Source organism: Pseudomonas sp. JAI115, assembly GCF_014200835.1.
In the GTDB taxonomy this organism is placed as follows: domain Bacteria; phylum Pseudomonadota; class Gammaproteobacteria; order Pseudomonadales; family Pseudomonadaceae; genus Aquipseudomonas; species Aquipseudomonas putida_A.
This window is the reverse complement of the sequence record NZ_JACHCY010000013.1, coordinates 24,280-47,471: the sequence shown is the minus strand read 5'-3', so window position 1 is coordinate 47,471 and position 23,192 is coordinate 24,280. Positions and strand designations below refer to the sequence as shown.

The 23,192-nt window shown below is 50.1% G+C and carries 20 protein-coding genes; 13 read left to right on the top strand and 7 right to left on the bottom strand.

The window, feature by feature from the left end; translation table 11 throughout:
• Positions 1-121 precede the first annotated feature (121 nt).
• Positions 122-880, bottom strand: a complete 759-nt coding sequence (gene dnaQ, locus HDC30_RS22975; RefSeq protein ID WP_183785129.1) for a DNA polymerase III subunit epsilon — start codon at positions 878-880, stop codon at positions 122-124.
• A 94-nt stretch (positions 881-974) separates the two neighbouring features.
• Between dnaQ and HDC30_RS22970 the strand changes: the two genes are divergently transcribed.
• The 7 genes from HDC30_RS22970 (at position 975) to HDC30_RS22940 (ending at position 9,730) form a co-directional block, all read left to right on the top strand.
• Positions 975-2,228: a site-specific integrase gene (locus HDC30_RS22970; protein ID WP_183785127.1), complete on the top strand. Its 1,254-nt coding sequence runs from the start codon at positions 975-977 to the stop codon at positions 2,226-2,228.
• Entirely contained in the window at positions 2,225-3,826 is a 1,602-nt protein-coding gene (locus tag HDC30_RS22965; RefSeq protein WP_183785125.1) for a site-specific integrase, read from the top strand. Before HDC30_RS22970 ends, HDC30_RS22965 begins: the two co-directional genes overlap by 4 nt.
• 1 nt (position 3,827) lies before the next feature.
• Positions 3,828-5,873, top strand: a complete 2,046-nt coding sequence (locus HDC30_RS22960; protein ID WP_183785123.1) for a hypothetical protein — start codon at positions 3,828-3,830, stop codon at positions 5,871-5,873.
• Positions 5,866-6,279 carry a hypothetical protein gene (locus tag HDC30_RS22955; protein WP_083366139.1) on the top strand — a complete coding sequence of 138 codons (414 nt, stop codon included), beginning with the start codon at positions 5,866-5,868 and terminating at the stop codon, positions 6,277-6,279. The genes HDC30_RS22960 and HDC30_RS22955 overlap by 8 nt, the downstream gene beginning before the upstream one ends.
• 171 nt (positions 6,280-6,450) lie before the next feature.
• Positions 6,451-6,885 carry a hypothetical protein gene (locus tag HDC30_RS22950; protein WP_183785121.1) on the top strand — a complete coding sequence of 145 codons (435 nt, stop codon included), beginning with the start codon at positions 6,451-6,453 and terminating at the stop codon, positions 6,883-6,885.
• A gap of 323 nt (positions 6,886-7,208) precedes the next feature.
• Positions 7,209-8,465, top strand: a complete 1,257-nt coding sequence (locus HDC30_RS22945) for a hypothetical protein (RefSeq protein ID WP_183785118.1) — start codon at positions 7,209-7,211, stop codon at positions 8,463-8,465.
• A gap of 65 nt (positions 8,466-8,530) precedes the next feature.
• Positions 8,531-9,730, top strand: a complete 1,200-nt coding sequence (locus HDC30_RS22940) for a trypsin-like serine protease (RefSeq protein ID WP_183785116.1) — start codon at positions 8,531-8,533, stop codon at positions 9,728-9,730.
• Between the two features lie 266 nt (positions 9,731-9,996).
• On the opposite strand, the gene HDC30_RS22935 is transcribed toward HDC30_RS22940, so the two are convergent.
• A complete protein-coding gene (locus HDC30_RS22935) occupies positions 9,997-10,692 on the bottom strand; it encodes an HNH endonuclease (protein WP_183785114.1) in 696 nt (231 codons plus the stop codon).
• Between the two features lie 702 nt (positions 10,693-11,394).
• On the opposite strand from HDC30_RS22935, the gene HDC30_RS22930 reads away from it, so the two are divergent.
• Positions 11,395-12,522: a ParA family protein gene (locus tag HDC30_RS22930; protein WP_183785112.1), complete on the top strand. Its 1,128-nt coding sequence runs from the start codon at positions 11,395-11,397 to the stop codon at positions 12,520-12,522.
• Positions 12,523-12,675: 153 nt separating this feature from the next.
• Here HDC30_RS22930 and HDC30_RS29380 read toward each other — a convergent pair whose 3' ends face one another.
• Both HDC30_RS29380 and HDC30_RS22920 read right to left on the bottom strand, forming a co-directional pair.
• Positions 12,676-14,802, bottom strand: coding sequence for a HAMP domain-containing sensor histidine kinase (locus HDC30_RS29380; protein ID WP_183785110.1), 2,127 nt, complete (start codon positions 14,800-14,802; stop codon positions 12,676-12,678).
• Positions 14,790-15,467 (bottom strand): response regulator transcription factor, encoded by a 678-nt coding sequence (locus HDC30_RS22920; protein WP_183785108.1) that lies wholly within the window; start codon positions 15,465-15,467, stop codon positions 14,790-14,792. The genes HDC30_RS29380 and HDC30_RS22920 overlap by 13 nt, the downstream gene beginning before the upstream one ends.
• Positions 15,468-15,718: 251 nt before the next feature.
• Between HDC30_RS22920 and HDC30_RS22915 the strand changes: the two genes are divergently transcribed.
• The 5 genes from HDC30_RS22915 (at position 15,719) to HDC30_RS22895 (ending at position 20,656) form a co-directional block, all read left to right on the top strand.
• Positions 15,719-16,729, top strand: a complete 1,011-nt coding sequence (locus HDC30_RS22915) for a CBASS cGAMP-activated phospholipase (protein ID WP_183785106.1) — start codon at positions 15,719-15,721, stop codon at positions 16,727-16,729.
• Positions 16,723-17,919, top strand: coding sequence for a CBASS cGAMP synthase (locus HDC30_RS22910; protein WP_183785104.1), 1,197 nt, complete (start codon positions 16,723-16,725; stop codon positions 17,917-17,919). The genes HDC30_RS22915 and HDC30_RS22910 overlap by 7 nt, the downstream gene beginning before the upstream one ends.
• A gap of 1 nt (position 17,920) precedes the next feature.
• Positions 17,921-19,639, top strand: a complete 1,719-nt coding sequence (locus tag HDC30_RS22905) for a ThiF family adenylyltransferase (protein WP_183785102.1) — start codon at positions 17,921-17,923, stop codon at positions 19,637-19,639.
• A gap of 26 nt (positions 19,640-19,665) precedes the next feature.
• Positions 19,666-20,097, top strand: a complete 432-nt coding sequence (locus HDC30_RS22900; RefSeq protein WP_183785100.1) for a Mov34/MPN/PAD-1 family protein — start codon at positions 19,666-19,668, stop codon at positions 20,095-20,097.
• Between the two features lie 94 nt (positions 20,098-20,191).
• Positions 20,192-20,656: a hypothetical protein gene (locus tag HDC30_RS22895; protein ID WP_183785098.1), complete on the top strand. Its 465-nt coding sequence runs from the start codon at positions 20,192-20,194 to the stop codon at positions 20,654-20,656.
• 902 nt (positions 20,657-21,558) lie between these two features.
• On the opposite strand, the gene HDC30_RS22890 is transcribed toward HDC30_RS22895, so the two are convergent.
• From HDC30_RS22890 to HDC30_RS22880, 3 genes are read right to left on the bottom strand one after another with little or no spacing between them, the layout of a single operon-like run.
• Positions 21,559-22,029: a hypothetical protein gene (locus HDC30_RS22890; protein ID WP_183785096.1), complete on the bottom strand. Its 471-nt coding sequence runs from the start codon at positions 22,027-22,029 to the stop codon at positions 21,559-21,561.
• The gene (locus HDC30_RS22885) at positions 22,026-22,262 is read right to left on the bottom strand and encodes a hypothetical protein (RefSeq protein ID WP_183785094.1); all 237 of its coding nucleotides are present in this window, start codon (positions 22,260-22,262) and stop codon (positions 22,026-22,028) included. Before HDC30_RS22885 ends, HDC30_RS22890 begins: the two co-directional genes overlap by 4 nt.
• 20 nt (positions 22,263-22,282) lie before the next feature.
• The gene (locus HDC30_RS22880) at positions 22,283-22,975 is read right to left on the bottom strand and encodes an ImmA/IrrE family metallo-endopeptidase (RefSeq protein ID WP_183785091.1); all 693 of its coding nucleotides are present in this window, start codon (positions 22,973-22,975) and stop codon (positions 22,283-22,285) included.
• Positions 22,976-23,192: the final 217 nt, after the last annotated feature.

Below are 23,192 nucleotides of genomic sequence, written 5' to 3'. Positions count from 1 at the left end.
GGAGCTTGCTCCCGCTGGGGCGCGAAGCGGCCCCCAGTATTCGTTCAGCATCAATAGTGCATTCAGGTTTTATGACTGCTTCGCAGCCAAGCGGGAGCAAGCTCCCTCGCCACAGAGGGGGTCAAGCTTGAGCATCAGCCTCGGCGATCTGCGTCCACAGCGCCGGACCGCCCGCCGACTTGGCGATGATTTCCAGCCGCGCCATATGCGCCGCCAGTTCCTCTTCCGTCGCCCGAATGATCCGCGCAGGCTGACGACTCGCCGGCAGACGACGGATTTCGGTGGCGGAGTTGTCCGCGCCCTCGCCCGTGCCATTGCCGTCGGAAGCGTTGCCGGCCAGCGACAGACTGGTCTGGCCACCGGTCATGGTCAGGTAGACGTCGGCGAGAATCTCCGAGTCGAGCAAGGCGCCGTGCAGTTCACGGCCAGAGTTGTCGACGCCATAACGTTTGCACAAGGCGTCGAGGCTGTTGCGCTGCCCCGGGTGACGTTCCCGAGCCATCATCAGGGTGTCGAGGATGGTGCAATGCTGGGTGATGTCAGCGCGATCGTGCTGACCCATCAAGGCAAATTCGTTGTTGATGAAGCCAACGTCGAACGCCGCGTTATGGATGATCAGTTGCGCGCCGTTGATGAACTCGAAGAACTCGTCGGCCACTTCGGCGAAGCGCGGTTTGCCGACGAGGAATTCGTTGGTGATGCCGTGAACGCCGATCGCGCCCTCGTCACTCTCGCGATCCGGTTGCAGGTAGACGTGAAAGTGCCGGCCCGTCAGGCGCCGACCGATCAGTTCGACACAGCCGATCTCAATGATCCGGTGACCATCGGTCACCGGCATGCCGGTGGTTTCGGTATCGAGTACTACTAACCTGTTAACCATAAAGAGTAAATAACCTCGACCTAGAAGCCCTATGGTAGCAGCCCGTGAGAGAGATCTGCTTCCAAAATCCGGCTAAAAAATGTAAAAACCAAAAATGAAAAATACAAAGTCCGATCAAAAACGTAAACAGACACTGAAGGTGAAGGATCACATTGCCAGGAACGGCAGGCGCTTCTCCCTCCTCTATGATACCGATGGTGACGGTTTTCCGCTGTTCTATCCAACGGCCTACACCACCCTTCGGATGGCAAGCCTTACGGCGAACACCCAAAGGTCGAACCTCTACGTCCTGAAAAGCCTGTACACCTGGGCCTGTAACCAAGGCATCGACCTTGAGCTACGGTTCGCCACCAAGAAGCTGCTATCACTCCCAGAAGTGGAGTCCCTGACCCAACACATCTCCGTTAGCAGCCGCGAGGACGATGGCACTCAGGTGACGGGCAGACGCATCAACAACTCTCTGAAGGTGCTTGCCCGTTATCTACTTTGGCTCTTTGGTCACCTCACCCAGGACTCGAACGCACCGGAAAACTATGCGCTCATCGAGAAGCTTGAGAAGAGTCTATTGGAGCGCAAGGTCAAACCTGGCTCCTCTTCAGCAGCAAAACAAAAACAGCTCGACAAAAAGCTGAATGAGGTCACTCGGAAAGCGTTGCTGGAGATGTTCGCCAATCCCTACGATGACGATGCAACCGCATTTGATAAGGGCATTGCCTTTCGCAACGCGCTGGCACTCTACATTCTTTACGACACTGGCATGAGAGCGGGAGAGCTCTTAAGCCTGAAGTTAGAGCACTTCCTCCCCGCCCGGGGTGGTGATCATCCCTACATTGTTGTTGAGCGCAACCATGATGATCGGTATGACCGCCGTCAAATGCAGCCTGTCGCAAAGACATTAGGGCGAGATATCGCGATCTCTCCCGAACTTGAAAAGAAGATCCTTGAGTACTTGGGGACTTGGCGCGCCGACATTCCCAATGTGGGCTTTGAGAAGACTGCTTTCATTTTCGTAAAGCACAAAAAGGGAGAGGGTCAAGGACGAGAGATCACTTTGAATACTTTCAGGGCCGCTCTTACGGAGATGATCAAAAAAGACGCGCGCTTGAGGCATCTTCACCCTCATTTGCTCCGCCATGATTGGAACTACCGTTTTTCACTTAAGTGTGAGAAAGAGGGTTTGAGTGAGGCAAAAGAACGCTCTGACAGAGAGTATCTCATGGGGTGGGCGGCAGGATCAGAATCCGCCAAAGTCTATGATCGTCGATACGTGCGCGAGTCCGCATTTAAAACAGGATTGGCAATTGCTGAAGATACAGCAAAAGACAGTAAAAGCAGGAAGAATAAATGAGCGCCCGTGAAAAGCTTGAAGTCCCGGCACAGATTCTGGACACACTTGAAAAATTTGACAAAAGCAGTGTTAAAAGCAAAAGAGGGTTTATTGCAGAGTTTAATGACGAACGCTTGGTCGTTGTTGGTCATTACGGAATGAACATTGCTCCTATGGCTGCCATGAGCGAACAAACCGTTGACGGTTTCAAATCAATGGTAACAACCGTTGGCCGCACCGGAAAGCTGTCCGCCAACTCAATTCGCGGACAAATCCGGTGCTTGGTAAAGGTTCTGCGAATCACCCCAACGCTAACATTTACACCGGACTCCTACGCAAAGCTCATTGCGAATGAAGATAACGTAACCACCAACAAAATCGGAAATCTGCTAATTACTTGGCATTCACTTGGCATCCCTGGTGTTAGTGACGAGGTGATTGACACTGTTCATAGGCTTCACCGCCCCTACCACAAGTCTAATAGTAGAGCCGTCGCGGGAAATATCGATACAGGCTGGTACTCGGAACAAGAATATGACGACCTTGTCAGTACGTTGTGGCACGACTATGGTACGGGGCGGGTTAGCCTACAAAATAGCGTAGCTACGCTATTAAATGCTCAATACGGTAGACGCCCCAAACAACTTTCATACTTAAAAAACATGGATTTTGAGTCGACGGGATCGACATTTGGGGTATCTGGAAAGCGCGTATCCTTTCCTAGCGTAAAAGATGAGCAATCCGGGGAGTTTCGCGACGGAAAATTTGAAGTTCACCCAATGGGTGATGACCTCTGGGATATCTGTCAACTTCAAATTAAAAACTCTATCGAAGCCTTTGAGCATTTTTTTGGAAAAACCTTAAGCGAGACCGAGCGAGGCCAGCTACCTTTTTTCCTCACACTTCATGAGCCGGCGCTTAGGAGAAGAAAAAAGTTGGCAGACAAATATGCCACTGGCGACGAGTACTACTATTCGTTACTTTGGCACAAAAGCTCGTCGTCGATGTGCCAGATCCTTCAGAGAAAAGACGGTAGCCCCGTATTCTCCGAGAGGACAGGAAAACTGCTTCACGAATTTGCGTATCGGATGCGGCATACGCGCGCCCGTCAATTGGCAAGGTTGGGAGTACCGAGGAAGGTTCTTCAGTATTGGTTGGGCCACGAATCTCCAATTTCTCTCGATTCTTACTATGACGATCCAGCTGAACGCGCGCGAACCCTCAACAACGACGTTGGGACGCTGCTTGCTCCTCTGGCACAAGCATTCAGCGGAGTAATCAGGGATGACGAGTCCCACGCTATTCGAGGCGATGATCCAACCAGCCGAATTGAGTTGGATGGACGCAAGGGTGTGGGCACTTGCGGCGAATCAGGGTTTTGCTCCGCTTCGGTACCGATCCCCTGCTACCGGTGCAGCAAATTTCAGCCCTGGGTGTACGGGCCACACGAAGAGGTCTTGATTCGGCTCATTGATCGCCAAGAAGAAGAAAACAATATCCACCTGCCGAGCAAGTCGCGCCGCATGTTGGCACCTCTTCAGCTTGACAAGGATATCAGGGCCGTCAAAACGGTTATTGCATTGTGCGAGAAACGCAAAGCTGAATTGGGAAAAAAATAAAATGTTAACGCCAACGCCTTTCAAATCAAAAGCCACTATCGCGAACGCTCAAAACCTTGCCAACTACATCTTCAATGCAAGGCATGTGAACCCAACATATGCCAGTCTCTCAAGCTTTAACTGGAGCGACAACGTATGGGTACTACCTCGTGGCAGGCTTCGCTTTTTGAACTTGCAGAACGCGGGGTTGCATAAGAGCGTCACGCCCTCGGCAAGCCAACAACTAGCACCAGAGTTTATTGAGTTCGCCAAGGCCTACATCGTGGAAACGCGACGAGGAAGCGCCGCAAAGGTGCCCGCAAAAGACTTCTCTATAATAATGGTCGTTGAAAAAGCGCTCATTGAAGTAGACGGATATGCAGACATTACTCGGCTTTCGGAGCAGCACCTTGATCGCGCCTCTGCCATCATCAAGGAGACCTATGTCGATCTTTTAGGTATGGGCGCGGCGCTAAAAAACTTGGTTGATGAAGTCACCAAGCACAACATCACCTCTAGCGGCATTCGCCACTGGCAGCACCCTTTCCGAGGCCTACGAGAACCTGGCGCTACCTACGACCGAGAAACGAAGCTTCCCCTTGACGAAACTCTGTTGGCGCTCGCCGAAATCTTTGCAAACGGCCACACAGGTGATCTGAATGATGAGGCAACCTACATCACTAGTATTACGGCCATCTTCCTTTCGGCACCTTTTCGCATCAATGAACAGAGCTGGCTGAAGCCCGTATCGCTAGAAGAGGACTTCGACACTCTCGGCCAACCTCAGAAATTCCTGCGGCACTACTCTCCAAAGATAAACAAAATTGTTACGAAAGAGATTCCGCAGGTGATGGCAAGCCACTGCGAAGAGGCTTTCCGACGCTTGGAAAAAATCACTGAAGAAGGTCGAAAGCTCGCGCGCTATTATGAATCAGGCGCGAAGGACTTCTATCCGCACGAAACCTGTCCTGATATTCCCCCCAATCAGGTTCTGACACGCGACCAAGCCGTCGCAGCACTGGGTCGCCCTACCCTCAAGTCAGCAGAAAACCTGATGAAATGGATGGAGGGCCATCGAAGGTTGGCAGGGTGGACGCTTAGGACACTGTGGGCATCCGTGGTTGAGTATCACAAAAAGAACAACCCGTTCTTCCCTTACCAGGTAGACCCGAGGCTCTGCTCCATCACGCCGCCCAAAATGTCGGAATCACTCCTTTGCTTCCGCGAATTCCAATTGGCGGATGGCTTCGCGACGAGCCCGATTTTCCTGGCCCCCATCAATGGTGATTACTACAACAAGCGTCTGTCTCAGAACAACGTGAGCAAGCTCAATGGCAAGACGTACCCCTCTTTCTTGCACCGACATGGTTACGAAAACATCACCCTGAAATCCCATCAACTCCGGCACTTCTTGAACACCGCCGCTGAAGAGGCGGGTGTTGCCATCGAACGAATTACTGCATGGAGCGGTCGCGCATCTGTTCAGCAATCACGCACGTACATGCATAAAGACCCGAAGCGGACTGCACGGGAAATTGGTGATCGTTTGATACCGGTGACGGATACCACACACACACCTATCACGGAGGAGGAATACAGCATCCTCGGCAAGGGGCCCCACATAACGACCCGGTATGGCATCTGTACTCATCCATGGACGGTATCAGCCTGTGAGAAGGCTGCAGACTGTCTGAACTGCTCAGAGCTGCTGCATTGCAAAGGGCACAAGAACTCCCTGAAGGCCGTGGAGCGCGAGCGCGCGCATGTTGCGGAAAACCTGGAGGCAGCACTCAAGGAAATCGAGGCAGGCAATCGTGCGGCGACACGCTGGGTCGATCGCCATCAACTGTACCTGGTGCGCCTGGATGAGATTGTGGCGATGCACAAGAATCCAGCGATTCCGGATGGTAGCCCGGTGCAAATGGTGGGTCATGACTTCACACACGCCAAGCGCATATTGACGACCAAACACCCTGAACTGCTTGAGTCCAGTGGGCTCAGTGACGTCTACAGCGACGATTTGTTAAGCTGCCTGAAAGAATTAATGGAAGAAAACAACGATGCCTAGCGCGTTCACCGCGAAGGAGCTTAAAGCTATAACGGCCATTATCAGAGAGTGGCCGTCGAAGAAAAAGCTGACTTGGGAGGCTATATGCGAAGCCTCTCAATCGGCCTTGGGCTTTGTTCCAACCCGCCAAGCGCTGGCCGGGAAAGCATTGGTTGTTAACGCTTACAAAGTTAGAAAAGCGGAGATCACTTCAGACCGGGATCGCATGGCAAGTATGCCGTTGCCGAAAAGCCTCACCGCTGCAGCTGAGCAGATTCTCAGACTGCAGGAGGAGAATAATCGGTTGAAAAAAGAGCTCCAACTCATGGCCGAAACTGCTCAGATCTTCATTCACAACGCGGCGCTGAATGGATTGACTCGGGACAAGCTGATGAACCCGATTCCTAAGCCGGATAGAAAAGGTTAGCCGAGAGGAGGCTTTTCACCAGACAGCGAAGTCGCAGGTGTTGGTTCTGCGCCCTTCTTTCCATGCCCTCATTAGCACAAGCGCAGACCGTATTTTTTTGACCCTGGTTTGGGATGATCGACTGAAAGACTTGTGAGAGGATCCTTCGTATCCCATCACCGAGGAAGCATCATGATTGCTGCACTCAACAGTAGGTTGTCACACCACGGAATCGATCCTCCCAAACGCTGGGTTTATCTATCGCTTGTCGCGGCCTCCCCTTGCATGGCACTCGCAGCCTTATGGAATCAGGGCGACCTAACGGTTGTAAGTTCATCAATCACCTTGTCGGCGACTGCTTATCTTTATTTGCGCTTGGAGACGATACAAAATCGTTTCCGACCCGCATGGGCAGAAGATTATGAAAGGAAGCGCGCGGCTCTCATGGCGCAACTTTCTTCTGAGGGGCTTTCTGTATTTGATCGACGGAAGCTGCTGAGTCAATTAGACGATCTAAACGATCGCTATCATCTGGTGACCTCGTCGCAGGTGACCTATCGCTGGGTCAAGCGACAAGCCTATGCAATGTTGGTTATCGCCAGGCTGCTACGCCTCAATATTCGCTAACAATCATGACTTTCACAATGACCCGTCGTGAAGCTCTAAAAATCTAAGCAGCATGCCAGACATTTCGGAAAGCAGCCGCTAGCAACCCTCCCGATGCCATCCAGCACCGAGTGCTGGTGGCCTATCATTTCCGATGTGCTGGGTGAGCAAATCATCGGGGACATCGAAATGATCACGACAGCGTTCGGGAACCACAAATAGCTTCTACCTTTCTTCTAACCAGTCCCAATAAATAAATTTTTTGAATGCTCAGAGGTTTTTTTAAAAAAGTCGCCAATACTCTGTCGAGATAGCCAATTGCCACATCAGGGATGGGGAATATCGTGTCCAATAAAAATCGGATGATCGTATTTCTTTGCGCCGGGGTAGCCGGGTGCACTACCTCACTAGAACATGAACGGATACAACCTGGCGCTCAGCCCACGAAACCGGGAATAACTTATTTTTTACCTAAACAACGCTACCTCGTAACCGCCACGTATGAATTGAAGAGCTGCCCTGATATCAATGCGAAAGTACCCGAGCGAAATGTGAAGTTGGTAATTTCTCAAACTGCAACTATCGCAGAGCTCACTATGGCGGACGAGACTGAAAAGTATTCTATTCCACTGGACACACTATCATCCGGATGGAAGACCACATCACTGGTTGCAACACTGTATGACAACCAAACACTTCACACACTCAATACAACAGTGGAGGACAAGACAGCTGCGGTGGCCAAGGCCGTGGTTTCCACAGCACTCAGCACGGCGAGAGTTCTTACGGGAACACCAGCGGCTTCAGGCGAACCGTCTCTATGTCATGATTATGTGTACAAGGCACTACAGACGGTCAACGATGGCACAACCAAGCTAATGGATCAGTCCTTGGATGAGAAAACTCGCGCTAACTGGGTTGCGAGTATCACGTACGCAAAATCAATTCTGCAGTTCTCAGAAACATACGTATTTGATCCGGACAAGAGCAATACGCCTATATCAAAAACGCCGCGAGACAGTTACGTCGAAAGCTGGATTGCCAACTTCTCGGAAATTAAAGCTGCAACAGAAGAAAACAAGCGGCGATTCAAACGGTTGTTAACGACTGGCATACAACTTTCAGCACCGCCCCCAGTTGCAGCGTTACCGCCTAGTGAGCTTTCTGAAAAAGGAATCATTTACAGAGAACCCATCAACGCTACCATCAAGGTTAGCGCTGGGGCCCATGATGATCCAAAATCGGAAACGATTGCGATCTTCAGCACCCAGATTGCGCAGTTGGGCCGTTATGCCATTCTCCCTTTGAAGAACAGGCCCTTTGAGAAAAATAATATTGCTGTTTCGTTTGCCCCCAATGGGCGACTAGAAAGTGCTACTTACGGAGCCGAAAGCCGATTTGAGAAAATCGCTTCAACGGTTTCTGAGTCGGCAACTGCCTATGAAGGCTATGCAAGCAAAAAACGCAGTACTGAAGCTGCTGAGGACGCTGCAGAAGCCAGTGCACCTTTGCAAGCTGTAAAGGCTGAGACAGAAATGCTGAACGCTAAAGCCGACAAAATTGAGGCTGAACGCAGGCTTACCGGGTTGGGTGGCCAATGAAACCGGGAGCGCTTTTCTGCTTGGTAATAATTTTGTCTGGATGCCAAGCCATTCAAAGCACACCAGTGGCTACCCCACCGTCTCCGACTAACGATGTGGTCGGTCGGACATTGATAGAGCGACTGCAACAAAGAGGCTCTCTTTCAAAAGACGATTCCAAAGTCATCACCACGGCGGCGGCACTGAATCCTGGGCTTTTGATAGGTGCTACAAACAAGGCGCTGGGAACGAACACGTCGACCGCATTCTTGTCCCGAGCAAGCGACGAAGATATCGAAACTTTCCGTACAGACCTGCTCAACAGATCAGCCTTGCAAGCGATAAACTCAGGAATTGTGATCTCACCTCCTACACTTAAAGATGAAATCAAACCAGCTCTAGCAAAAATCTCTTATGCCGACATGCCCACTGTGATACTGCCTGAGAAATTGAGCGGCGATATCTATAAAATACTACTAAACCAAGTATTCGTAGCAAACCCCGCGTGTGATCATAGGATAGGGTTGTTAGCCAAGTCACAACCCACTCGATGCCAAGAGATCGATTGGGACAGGAAACAATTTGTGTCAGTGCTAAAAATTGAAATATCCCCACACTCCAAGTGCACGGGAGTTTTCATAGGAGGAGGCAAAATTTTAACGGCAGCACACTGCGTGATCGACAGTACTGGAATGCATGATCGACTCATAGACGCGTCTCAAATAAAAGTAATTTCACCCAGCGGAAAAGCCCTTTCGCTGATCTCTGCGCCCATGGTTCCTGATGAGGTTTTGAATCATAATTGTTCATCTACATGCGGCGACAATGATTATGACTTTGTCGTCCTAAAAGTTGCCGAGGCCGACACAACAACATGGGTACCCATTGCCAATTTGGCCGCTGCCCCCTCCTCAGGCAGTAGAAGGATAACGATTGCGGGCTATGGTGAAAGTAACTACAACGGAGGACAACCCGATGGCTTACTTATCGGCCCCTTGACAGTTAATCTCTTGACACCTCGCCAATCGTTCGTTTGGGATTTTGATGCGGCTGCCACCCCCACTGATAGCTCCTTCTGTCGGGGTGACAGTGGAGGGCCTATATTTGATGGCGAGCCGATGAAAGTTGGTGACACTCTTCAGTTGATTGGTCTGATCAGCCGCTACGTCTCACCCAATAACACGTGCCTGAAGGCGCAGGCCTATGCAGTCAACTTTAGCCAGCCGGGGCCTAAAAAGAGACTATGCAGTTTTATTGATTCCAAAAATTCTTTTTGTGCGCCTTGATCTCATCAGACAGGGGCTGAGCCGTGTCAGGCCTTCTATTCATTGAGCTCTCTCTGATTCTCACAATCAGTCAGAAGCGACCGAACCAATCAGTCGACCTTAACGATCGCTATCATCTGGTGACCTCGTCGCAGGTGACCTATCGCTGGGTCAAGCGCCAAGCTTATGCAATGCGGGTGATCGCTTACGTTCTGCGCCTCAACGTTCGCTAACAATCCAGAGCTTCACGATGATCCATCGTGAAGCTCTAAAAACTCAGGGCAGCATCAAGCCGGCGGTAACGGATTTCCCTGCGCTTCCTTGACGTATTCTTTCAGCGCATCGACGCCATGCAACTGTTCATCTGTGTGAGCGAGTCGGTGACAGTTGGCACACAGCAACGCCAAATCTTCCAGCCTGGTCTTACCCATGTGATTTTCATGAGACAGTGGAATCTGATGATGACACTCGATGACCCGAAAGCCAGCCTCGCCATAAACTGCGAAGAAATCGATAGCACAGGCTTCACATTCAAGTTTTCCGGTTTGATCAAAACGCTCCCACTTCAAACGCAGCGAAAGGCCTTTGGCACGTTCACGCCGGCGATGCTGGGTCAGCAGTAAAGAGCCTTCCGTGTACTCTTGAGAAGAAAAGTCATCCATCGCCTGCAAGAATTTGAAACGGAGTGCCGTAACCTCTTCCGATTTCGCGGCCAGCCCTGGCAAATCACCTTGGTTGTAGAAATCAAAATTTCTCAGGACATGAACGAAAACCTTGGCTGAGTCATCACTCAGTGAAGACTCTCTCCAACGATCGGAACATACCTTCCCATCAGGCCCTTGGCCGTCACATTGCCCATAACCAGGACACGACGTCAAACATTCCAAGTCACTCTGCAAGTGCCAACCATCCTGACCAGGCATAACTGAATCCAAAATCTGGTGTTCTTTTATTGTTAGTTTTACGGCCTTTTGTACCAGCATTGTTGCCTCCATGAGCCTGCCGCCTTGACCATTAGTTGATTAGTGACTATATCGTTTCTTCATTCAGCCACCTGCCGTTGAATCAGATGAATCGACACCATTTTATCTCCAGGAAGCAATCCTTTGCTCTGATCTCCCTCCTGATATACCGAAAGAGTCTGAGTCTCTCTTGCCGAAGGCCGCAGGGCGTACGAGCACGCCAGAACTTACTCTGAAGAAAATCATCCACCCTCTGTTTATCAACCACTTCTACCCGTAAAACTCGCAGCAGTCCCTTCGGTATATGCTGAGTAATAGCGACCCTCCACGGATTGAAATCGATACAGGTCGCAGGGGGAAGAGGCGTATAGGAGCTCGGGTTACCCCTGACCGCAGGCGTGCCATACCAGGCGACCACGATGTCTACGCCTGTTTTTGTAATGTTACTGGCAAGATTTGTCTGCTGATCCCAAAGATTCATGCAAGCATCCCCGTTCAGAGGGTCTTCGCTCACAGGGTTGAAATAACCATCCTGCAGAATGCTTAACGCACATTCGATGCTCGTCCTGTGACGGTAAATGGCAGTTGGCGTTAAAGCCATACCCCTTCCTCTCTTCTAAATTACCGACAAGCCGTGACTGAGCTAGGAGCAATGCTCCTAGTTTTTTCGGCTGGAGACATTAGCTAGTCTTCCTCTCACCAAGACAGGGCCTGAGAAGACCAATGAGAGACGAGCTTCGCATATTACTTAGAACACTTCGCAAGTCAGCAAAGATCAGCGTCGCACTGGCAGCGAAGCGAGCATTTGTGGACGAGCGGACTTGGCGCTCCTGGGAGACCTTGAAAGGTGCAAAGTATGACCGCCAGCCATCCGAAAAAGCACTGTGGAGCTTCTTTCAACGCTCCGGAATCGAGATACCCCCAGAGTTCACAGCTCGTCCGAATGGAAAACCACTGGGGCGTGTGTTGTCTATCACCAGCTACAAAGGTGGTGTTGGCAAATCGCCCATCACGATTAACGTTGCAGCACAGCTAGCGGCGCAGCACTTGAAGGTTGCTGTTGTCACAGACGACGGGGTTTTTCGCGGGATGTGCCATGACGGTCGGGGGCCGGCTACTGGCACCCAAGTCAGCAAAATTGACTTTTACGATGAGCTCGACCTTGTAACCTCGCCGGCGGATCTCAAAAAAATGAAAAAAGAGATTCGCGAACATGTCACCCATCTACCCATTGAGGAGCAACAGATGGGCCGCTTTATCTATGGTCACGTTTTCAAGGCGATTGAGCGCAAGGCTTTAGCCACCGAACGGCTCAGCGATCTGATTACTCGATACGACTACGTTTTTCTGGATATCAACGTGAAGACCGAACTGATCCGAAGACACGCCGACTTGGTGGCGATTGTTCTGGACAGCAACTGCTACTACTCAATTCAGAGCGCGGAGGCGTTTCTCGCAGCCCAAAGAGCCATCAAGTGTCGTAAGGCTACGCCAGCCTTTTTTGGGCTGATTACAAACTGCGATGTGGGCGGGGTCAGCAGAGAGCTGCAAGAGTTCGTAGGAGACCTCCCAGGCTTGAGCGATGAGACTCGTGATGATCTCCAGCAAGCCAAGCGCGAAATATATTTGCGTCGTGAGCGCTTGAGCCAGCTCATTCATAAGCTGGATTTGCCGATGCTGACAACGGAAATGACAGCATCTCACAAGATCGCGATCGAGCTTTATAATGAAGGCCGGAATTTTCTGGATGGGTACTGCTATTTCCATTCGCTCATCGATATAGCTCCGCACTCACCTGCTGCCAGTGAAATTCGTCGTCTTACGTCAGAACTGATCAATTATCGAGTATAAGGCCTTGGCGTAGGAAGCTGATTATCCTACAAAAAACTCGAACATTGTTATGTGCTGAGCATTTATCAAATTTGTTCGCATTCTAGATTGTGAATATATACTAACAATCTAAGCGTTAGACTTTCCAGCGATCTCGACAGGCATGACAGAAGCTCACGAGCGCTCTCCTAATGGTACCCACTCAACGCAGGGAAACCTCATTTCAAATCGAACTCCGTCTACAGTATTGACTGCACTTAACGTCCCACCCATGAGCGAAACGTACGTATTAGCCATATAGAGTCCTTGCCCCAAATGCTCATCCCTCCCTGAGCGCGCAGACACCCCGTATTCAAAAATTTCTTCAATAGGGTTATTTGGAACGCATGGGCCTGTATTATGAACAGTTACAAGCACATCGCCCCCCACAAGCTCGACGCTAAAAAAAATAGAAGTACCAAGCACTCTAAAATCATTTGCATTATTTAAAATAGCCGTGAGAGCGGACTCCAGCATATCCCCGTCTGCCATGACAATCGCAGAGGAAGCTTGCCCGACGTACACAACATCACTGACTGACGACTCCGAGGCATTAACCAAATACTCAACAACATCTTCCTTGGTAATATTGCCATTTAATGAACTCATCGCTTCCTGAGGGGTTTTCAGATTTAGATTGTCACCATTATCCTGCCCCAACGTGCCGCCATATAAATTTTGCACTGCAAATGAAATCCTGCGAACATAACGAGCACTCGGATCACTTTCATCATTATGACGCAGCAAAAGGTCTTGCAGGGGAGACCTGATCTCATGACCAATGGCTTGCAGGAGCTTCTGTTCCGACTTCGCCCGTTCGACAGCGCTACGACTGTAGGCCAATACCTCTTCATGCAAATCTAAAATATTTCGCCACAATACACCGACTTCACTTTGGCTTTCCTTGATTTCGAATGGGAGCGTGAGGTCTTGGCCAATTTTAAACCGCTCTTTTATATGCAAGGTATTTCGCCTAACACGGTAAAGCGGTGTCAAGACGAATACGCGAAGAACAATATAAGCCACAATGAGCGCTATCATCAAAAGAATCGAAAGCATGATGATAGACTGGGCAGCCGCACGCCATCCGCCCAAGACGCTAGACGCATCTCCGTGAATAGCCACGCTCCGCCCACCCGGCAAAAAAGCGACTTCATTAATTTGAATTTTTGGGACGATAAATTTTATAATTAAATCTGTTAGTCGATCTAAAATCCCAAATGGGAAACGCTGCCCTACTACCGGGCTGTCTGTATCCGAGTGCTTTACCAAAAACTTGCTGCCATCAGACAAGTTGAACGTTAAAGATTCTCCTGGCGACAAGTAGTTTCCCATTTTTCTAAAGGAGAAAACCGTATCTGGATCTGCCATCGATGAGTCCAACACAATCCTGCTCTCACCGTTCGCCTCCTTACCAATCAGCTTTACAGAAACTCGCGCCTCGGATAGATCCTTGGGTGGCCAAACGGCCCCCTCAGACGCTTGATAAGCATATACGGCGTCATCCGCAAAAGCAGATATCGGAATTTGAAAAATGAACTCGAAGCGATCATTTCCGATCTTATCACTGACTTTAAGGGCCCGCCCCCTAATTTGCTTCTCACGCGAGTATGCCCATCTGTCCCTAGTGCCAATTTTGAACCCCGTCAAACTCCAAGCAGGAGATAAATAGGGAACTTTAGAGTTACTCTGTCTATTAACCTCATCAAAGGTTATGACGAATTTACTTGCAACACCTCGTACATTAACTTCTACTAGGAAATAATCACCCGTACGAGGATCCTCAATATAAGCCGGAGAGGACAACCCGTTACCCTTATCGAAAGATCCCCGAACATATGCAATAGCACCTAGAGCCTTATTAGAAAGCACGCCCACGCACAGTTTATCTTGGGGTGAAAGAAGACTTGAAAAGCTACATCCAAGCAGAGGTCTTATGTCTTCCACATGCCCAGGAGTAACATTTATATATTCCAGCGGAATTTTAAAAACCGGTACGCCAAAAATATCGGGAGCTGAATGCCCTGCATTATCCAGCTGAATTCTCCCATCAATAGAATCAAACTCATAAACAATTCGCTGAAGATTTCTTTGAACGTTCGATCTATATTGTTCAAACACAGAGCCAAAGCTCACATTGAGCGCAAAATAAGTCCCAAAAATCACAAGAAAAAACAAAATAACAAGAACACCAACAATATAAATCCTGAAAGTGGCCTTATTTAAATTATTTCTTACCTTCCGTAAGTCTAGTCCACCCACCGCACGCCCTTCATTCTGACGACATGAATATGATCCTTGACCTCGCCAACATCTTTCAGTGCGTCACGGATATTTTTTATATGCTGCCGGATCGCTTCTTTATTTTTACCAGTTTTCACTAGATCAAAAAGTGCCTCATAGGAAACGAGTTCACCCCTAGCCTTATAAAAGCGATTCAACATTACCTTAGCGGTTTCAGGCAGATTCAGTCTCTTCCCCTTATAGCTCGCTTTTGCCGTATCAGGATCTATCGAAAATTCATCTTCAACATTTTCAACCTGTGCGCTTTGCTCGGTTCGCAGCACTCGCATAGCTGCAGCCAAAAAAGACTGGCCATCTGGCGCAATAGGCTTTTCCAAATAGTCCCACACATCAAGTTCATACATGATTGAGCGATAGACGGATGAATCCAGCCCCGAAACGACCATAACAGGACTTCTAAAGCATTTTGAATTTTCGCTTATAATACCTACACCAGCATTTCTCTCGGGAGGAAGTTCAATATCCAAGACTATCAATGAATAATTATTTTCTTTGACCGCAGCCTGCGCAGAGGCTCTGTCAAAAAATTGATCTACCTGAGTTTCGCCATTGAGCTTACGGCAGAAATCCGCAAGAGCATTGTTCACGGTCTCCGAATCTTCAATTATCGCAATTTTGTACATCAGGCCTTCCTCAGAAAAAACCGCTCCATCCTATAGTTCTTTGTATTCCTTGCCAAATCAACATACAAAACGTGAGCAAATACTCACGCTCAGTATATTTCGATCACATTGCGTAGTTTCATGAAGGGAAAGACAGCCGACGCAGACGAAACTTACTAAACACTACACCAAACTCCATTTTTCACTCACGATGATCCCGGTAAATTGCGACTAATCGTGCTCCCCATACGCAGCACCGGAGATTAGTCTAAATGTCATCAGATCGCTTTCAGGTTTTAGCACTATCAGGCGGGGGGTACAGAGGACTGTATACCGCGACCATATTGGCAGAGGTCGAACGCGAAATCGGCGGCCCCATCGCTCGCCATTTCGATCTCATTGCCGGAACATCGATTGGCGGCATCCTGGCACTCGCCATCGCATCAGAGATTCCTGCTCAAGCAATCGTAGACCTCTTTAAAAAGCATGGAGAGGCGATCTTCAACCCCCGCACGAGCATGCCTATCTTTAAATCCACGTTCAGCAGCGATGAGCTTAAAAAGCAAATATCAACGCCTGAAATGCTGGGCACCAAGCTTCTTGGTGATTGCCTGCACCCGGTCGTCATCCCGTCGATCAATTATTCGACGGGCAAGCCAGTGCTGTTCAAAACCCCGCACCATGAAAGCTTTCGCCGTGACCACCAACACTCAATGGTGGACATAGCCCTCGCCACCAGTGCGGCTCCAACCTACTTTCCGCGTCATCAGTTCCAACACAACCAATACGTCGATGGCGGGTTGTTTGCCAACGCCCCTGGTCTTCTCGCGCTCCATGAAGCCGAAACGTTTTTCGACGCAGCCAGCTCGGACATTCATCTCCTGTCCATCGGGACGATGTCGTCCAAATTTACAGTGAACCCAAAAAACAACCGTGAGGGCGGTGCCATGGACTGGGGCGGAGGTAATCCCCTGAAAGCAGCACAACGGCTGTTTGGCTTGTCGATTTCCGTTCAAGAGTCGCTCTGCGACTTCATGCTGCAGCACAAGCTCGGCTCACGCTACATGCATGTCGACGAAGATCTGACAGACGATCGCTCCAAGGCGGTCGCCCTAGACAAAGCGGACATCCACGCGCAGGAAGTGCTCATCGGCTCTGGCCTTGAGAAAGCCAAAACATGCCTTGGAAAAACGGACTTCATGAAGTTCCTTGCGCACCAAGCTCGTCCAATAAACTTTTACTACGGCAACAACGCAACACGTCAGGAGCCTGAAACATGCTGAACCTTACGAAGCTGTTTTTCTCTTCCGCTGACGATATCGTTTTCAGCGACAAAATCGCGCCCACGGACGAGCAGCGTGACTTTCTGACCCAATGCCGCACAAAAATTCGTGAATATTTGAAGCCCGCGATTGCCGACGCGACCGTCGCTGTTTTGGGCATGGAAAAGCGTGTGGAGCCCCGATTTAGGACGCAAGGTTCTTGGTCATATAAAACCTGCATTCAACCCGCGCACACTGACAAGCAGGAAATTGATTTGGACTATGGCGTCTACCTGCCTGTGGATGTTTGGCAGGAAAACGGCCCGCCAGCGGCGATGGCTAAAAAATACTTCGACCTTGTTGAAACGCTCTTGCAGGTGCTTTGCGCTCAGGAAAGATGGACGTTGATAACCGGCTCCGATGCCAAAGACACCTGCATCCGGATAGACGTCTGCTCGTGGGCACACATTGACATTCCGCTGTATGCGGCTCCACTTGAGGAGTTCAGCAAGATTGTCGAGCGCACAGTCGCACTCAACAACGAACGACGCTCGATGGTTTTTGACAGTGTTAACGGAAACGAAAGTTTTGAGGTGTTAGCGAAGGCTATCGCTCAGACATGGGACGATCTTGACACCATTATGCTCGCATCTCGGTCTGGTTTGTGGAGGGCATCAGACCCTGAAGATGTTGCCAAATGGATCAGAGACCAAGTCGTACGCTTTGGTGATCTGGGTAATCAGTTCCTTCGGGTATGTCGCTACGCCAAAGCCTGGCGTGACTTCCACTGGAAATCTCGCGGGCCAACCTCTATTTCGTTGATGATCGCGATTGCGCAGAGCTTCGAGGGTAAACGGGGCCGCGATGACATTGCTTTCGAGAATGCTGCCAACGCTCTGTCCACAGCACTGAGTGCTGAGATTCGCGAGCCCGGCATTGATGACGGCGCAGAGGATTTCAACCGCTTAAACGAGGAAGAACGCGACGAAGCCTCAAGTAAAGCCGAGGATCTGGCCGTGGCGCTCAGAAGAGCCAGAGGGTGCCAGGAGTACCAAAAGCATCAGGCATTGCAGATCACCTTAGGTCAGCTAGGTGAGCGAATCTCATTGAACACGAACCTGATCGATGTTGAAAGCGCCACGGAAATTGTGCGTTCCAGCGCACCTGCCGTAGTGCCAGCCCCTCGTGTACCGAACACTTCTGCAGGTTGATATGGAATTTGAAGGCCTTGGCGATGTGCTTCGCTACATGCATGGACTGGGTTTCAAAACCCGTCCGACCAAGAATGGGGTGCGCCGTTTTCTTGGAACATTGACGTCCATCGCCGGGCCAGTTCCCATTGAATTGGCCGTGGCCGATTGGAATTTTCTTGTCTACCCGAAAATCCAGATTACAGAGAAGCCTTCTTTTTTGCCGATTCGAATGGCGCACTCAGTAGTCGGTGGCGACTTTTGCTACTTGGCTGAAGGATCTGTAGTGCTCGATCGATACAATCCGGCTGGAGCAGTCGCTTTTTGCTTGCAGCAAGCCACAAGCCTTATCGACCAACTCATCAGCAACCCCGCAAAAAGCCAAGCTGACATCCAAGCAGAGTTTCAGTCCTATTGGGCCGGATCGAGCGCGGGGACACTGCTCCCAATTGGATTGTCTGAACTAACATCAGCAAACGACACAGCTAAGGTATACAGACTGTCCCCCAAAGGGCCATTTGGCGACATCATTACAAACAGCAAAGAAGCTGCGGATCGGATCGCCCTTTCTTGGGGTGCAAGCGTCCAACCACTTGAAACACAATCTTGCTGGCTTTTCCGGACGACTGCGCTACCGGACACATCCGTTGCGCTCCCTTGGACAGTCAAGGAGACGTTGACTTGGCTGAAAACGTGGGACAACTCACTCTATGCCGCAGTGCAAAGGCGGATTGAAGCTGACACGTCGATTTTGAACTCAAGCCGAATTTATATACTGGTTGATTCGCCTGTAGGGTGGATCGGATTTGGCTTTACAGTCAACAAGCGTTACATCACCAAAGCAACTACCAAGGGGGCTGCGGGGAGCCGTAAATTTGCGGGTAAAGCATACTTTCAATATCTCCATCGAGTCGGCGGATCAGAGCAGATATTACGTCTCCTTACGACAGATCTCAGTGCGAACTTTGTACACACGCGAAACCTGTCGGGCTCACTGAAAAACGGGCTGTCCGGGCTGAAAATCGCACTACTTGGGTGTGGTTCGGTCGGAGGATATGTCGCTCAAGCATTGACGCGACTGGGCGCTGGTACAGAGGGCGGCCTGCTCACGTTGATCGACAGTCAGTTTTTGGCGCCTGAAAACATAGGTCGCCACGCTCTCGGGTTTAACGCGCTGCTCAAGCGTAAAACTCAAGCCTTGAAGGATGAGCTTGATTTGCAGTTCCCCTACAGCAACATCGAGTCTCGGCCTATCGCAATAACACCCAAGCTCGATTACTCCAGCTTCGATCTCATCATCAATGCGACCGGTGAAGAACCACTTTCAGAAATGTTGAATGCGCTACGCATTAGCAATGAAAGGACGTTTCCTCCTATCTTGCATGCATGGATCAAGGGTAATGGCGAATGTGTTCAAGCGTTATGGACTGACTCATTGAAACACGGTTGCTTCCGCTGCTTGCGGCGGTATGCCCCTGGGAACGAAATGACGGAACGATTTCCAGTGCTCAATAACGATGTCGAAAAGGGATTTCGCGCTTGCCAACATTTTACACCGTACGCAGTGTCCGCATCGCTATCTGCTGCTGCCTTGGTCGCAGACATGTTGATTGACTGGAAAAAGAATGGCAGCCCAAGCCCTAGGTTTCGAACCAGAGCAGTGGAAAACGCAGACACCCGCAAAATAAAGAACCAAGACATTACACCGCTGAGTAACTGTCCCGCATGCGCGAAGCAATAATTCTCACGGCCCCGGAGCTACAGGGGATGTACATCCTCGTCGAAAGCAATGTTCTGGACGTCATATGTGCTTATCGCCAAGACAGTAAAACGAAGCACGAAGCTGGAGGTACGCTGATGGGATATCGATCAGGTCAGCACCTTCATGTCTTGCGCGCGACAGTACCCATGCCCCTAGATCGAAGCTCACGGGTCAGTTTTGAACGCTTGGATCCTGGTCATCAGCTTGCCGTGACAAGGGCTTGGGAAGATAGCCAGGGCCGCATTGATTACCTGGGAGACTGGCATACACACCCACAATTCAATCCATCACCTTCTGGCATCGACTACAACGAGTGGAAAAAACTCGGCTTGTCCCTAAACAAACCACTGCTCTTCATAATTGTGGGGGAGCGTGAGAAGATTTTTTCAGCCTATCACGTGAATCAAAGAACAGTACCTCTAACTCGTAGCGGATAAAGCGAGCCCTATGTGTTATTTATCTTCTCTACCGTTTAGCTAGTATTTTTTAAAGTTACTCAAAAATTTAATCCCCCCCTGATGGAGAAGCTAAATGAATACCCTGCCACCACCCTCAAAAGTCGCACAGTCTGAAATCACTCCAACGACGAGCTCCGCCTCAGGAGTGGTAAAGCTTCTCTCCACAATCTTTGACAAATCCACCTACTCTGGGCTATTTAAAGCCGGCACTGTTTCAATAGGAGTTTACTTGATTGGAATTTCGCAAACCGCATTGACGTTATATGACAAAGAAATTGACGCATACACCGAAAAGTATAAATTTGAAGCAAACACTCAGCTCGTTTTGGATCAGACAGACTGCAGAACGCTTTCTAGCTACCGAGCTGAATGCCTTATCGCTCAGCATAAAATTAAGACGTCTAGCGCATCATTGGAAGCACTCAAAGCTGTAACTGATGCAGCCAAAACTGCTAGCATTTTTTGCTTTTCTTTTTCAGTTTTTTTCTTCCTATCCACACCATTTGTCAGCTTTATTCGCCCTAAAGAAAACTCATGAACTCAAAAATAAGTCTTTAGCTCAAATTGCCGTAGTCCCAGATCAGCCCTGCAGAGCTGTGGCCATCATCAGAGCAAGCTTTGCGCTAAAGAGCTCTGTCACGATGTCGTGGAGGACAGGGAATCCATCACCTTCGATTTAGTGTCAAACCTGGCCGTGAAGATTGCCGTCCATTGGAGGTTGGCGGTTATCAATGCGACACCTTTCGGCTCAGAACTCGCCTTCAGTCAGTTCCGAGGAGATACTGCTTGGCAACGCAATGGAGGCACGCGATACCACTGGAATTCCTGGTAAGACTGCGCTGAACAGGGGATGGGAGATTCGATTAGCTGCGGAACACAGCATGCTAAGCATGCCGGTTTCCGTAGCCACGATCGAGATATACAACTGTCATATTGCTCAGCTACGCTCGGTCGCGTAGTGGCACCATAACCTCAATAAGCCACTACCCTTCAGGAAATCGGACATGGGTAAAATTGCGGTTGCGTTGACGTTGGTAATAGCCGTTTTGGTCTATGCCTTGGCAGAGGGGCCTCAAGCGGCTCAACCGCCTTTATTCATGGCCATTTTGGCATGTACGACTGCACTCGGCGCTCTAATACATATTTATGGGCCTCCCTCTACTGACTGAGAGAACGCTGGCAACACCTAGCAAGATGAACTCTGGCAGGTGCGATCCACTAGTGCGTCTTCTCCAGTCCAGTTGCAACACATCGCGGGATGGCTTACTAGCTGCCGCGCTACCTGGCTGACCTCGCGCAGATATCCTTAATGCCGACCTTTCGGAACGAGCTCTGCTGATTGCGGTAGAGGATTATCTGCAAGATCGGCACTTGTAGAGAGAGGCGCACCCCTCATTCACATAGGCAGCCGTCTGAATGTCATGGCCCTAAAGTTCAGCGCTATGCCTGAGAAACCCAAAAAACCTCGGATTCCCCTCTCCCATTCTCCGTCGTCCATCTCAACTTGACCTGGTACCGAAGCGGGCTCGACAGATTAAAACTCGCCAAGAGTTTCACAGTGCTACGAGGCTTGAGCTCGGGACATGGCAAGAGATTACGCGCCGTGACCAACGGATTATCGGGACAGTCGATCAATTCCAGATCAACATCGAAAGCGCTCCCCTGCCCCGTGTTCGTGATGATGAAATAGCTTGTTTTGGCCAAGCTCTTGATATGCACGCCCAGCTGCGGAACCGCTTTCTCCAGCTTGGCGGTTTCGAGTGAATCGATTTGTCGCAGAGCGAGCTCTGAGGTGATCTTGGCCAGATCTTCCTGCACATGACCCAATTTACGACCGCGAACCAAAGACACGGTGGACACCACGAGAGCGAGGAGAGACGCCAATAGCGTCAACGTCTCATACAAGGTCATTTGAACTTGCCCTTGAACAGGCCTTCCAGCATTTTTTGAACCTCAGCTTTGATTTCGGGAATCACGACCTCCATCGCTTGGTCGATCCCCACCTGACGGATGTCGCCCAATGGAAAAGACTGCGTGCAAGTCACGCAGGTGACCCAATCACCATCGCTCAAAACCTGCGGCTGCTCGAATTCAATACCACCGCATTGAGGGCATTGAATGGTGTGTTGTTCGGGAATATTCATGCCGATCTCCTGGTTGGATGTCATGGCCACAGCACCAACCCCAATTCTTTGATTCGAAGCGCCATCGCGCTGTCGGAGACCCGAAATTGTTTTGCCAGTGAATTCATTCTTCGGCTGCCGAAGTTTTCACAGCGAGCCAAGGCGAACTCGCGATCCAGGGAGCCCTGCGAAGCATATTGCAAGGAGTCGGGATCGTTATGGCTCAGGTAGAAGGATGTCGTCTCGGTAAACTTGAAGGCGCCTTTGCATCCAAACTGCGCTTCAAAATGTGCCGTCAGAAGGTTCGGCGGCATGAGAAAGCATGCCGCGAAATAATCCGCTTCGCGTTCAATATCTGATCTATGACCCGCATTGGCAGAGCCGTCCAGTGGACGGTCACGGTGCATGATTTGGCCCTCGTGAAGCATGAAGTGTCCCACTTCGTGAGCGCCGGTGAAACGCTGAACTTGCTCAGGGTAGGCCATCGAGATGGCAATCTTGTTGGCTTGGCGATCAATAAGCCCTGCGATGCCAGGGCCTCGGCCAGAGCGCATGAATCTGGAGGATCCCAAGTTTGGAAGCATCAAGTATTCAACATCAAGCAGGTACGCTGCCGCATCGGGTTCCAGCATTTGTAGGGGCATTAGCTGCTGATCGGGCCACAGCATTTCCTTCTGCTTCCAAATTTCCCGGTGCAACAGGGCGACGTCTTGTTGAATGCTCGATCTATTCATGAAAAACACCACATGATGTGCATTTTATAGAATTAAAGCACAACATGTAGCCATGGCAACTTTTTTGGATCCGTCTTTAGCGTTTTTTTTATCGCAATCCGTATCATGAATAGCGAGACGCTCTAGCTGGCGACTCAAGGCTCGATACGAAGGCGCGCAGGCATTGCCAGGGGTTTCAACGTGACGATCACACGGCGAGGCGAGCCTCGAACTCCAG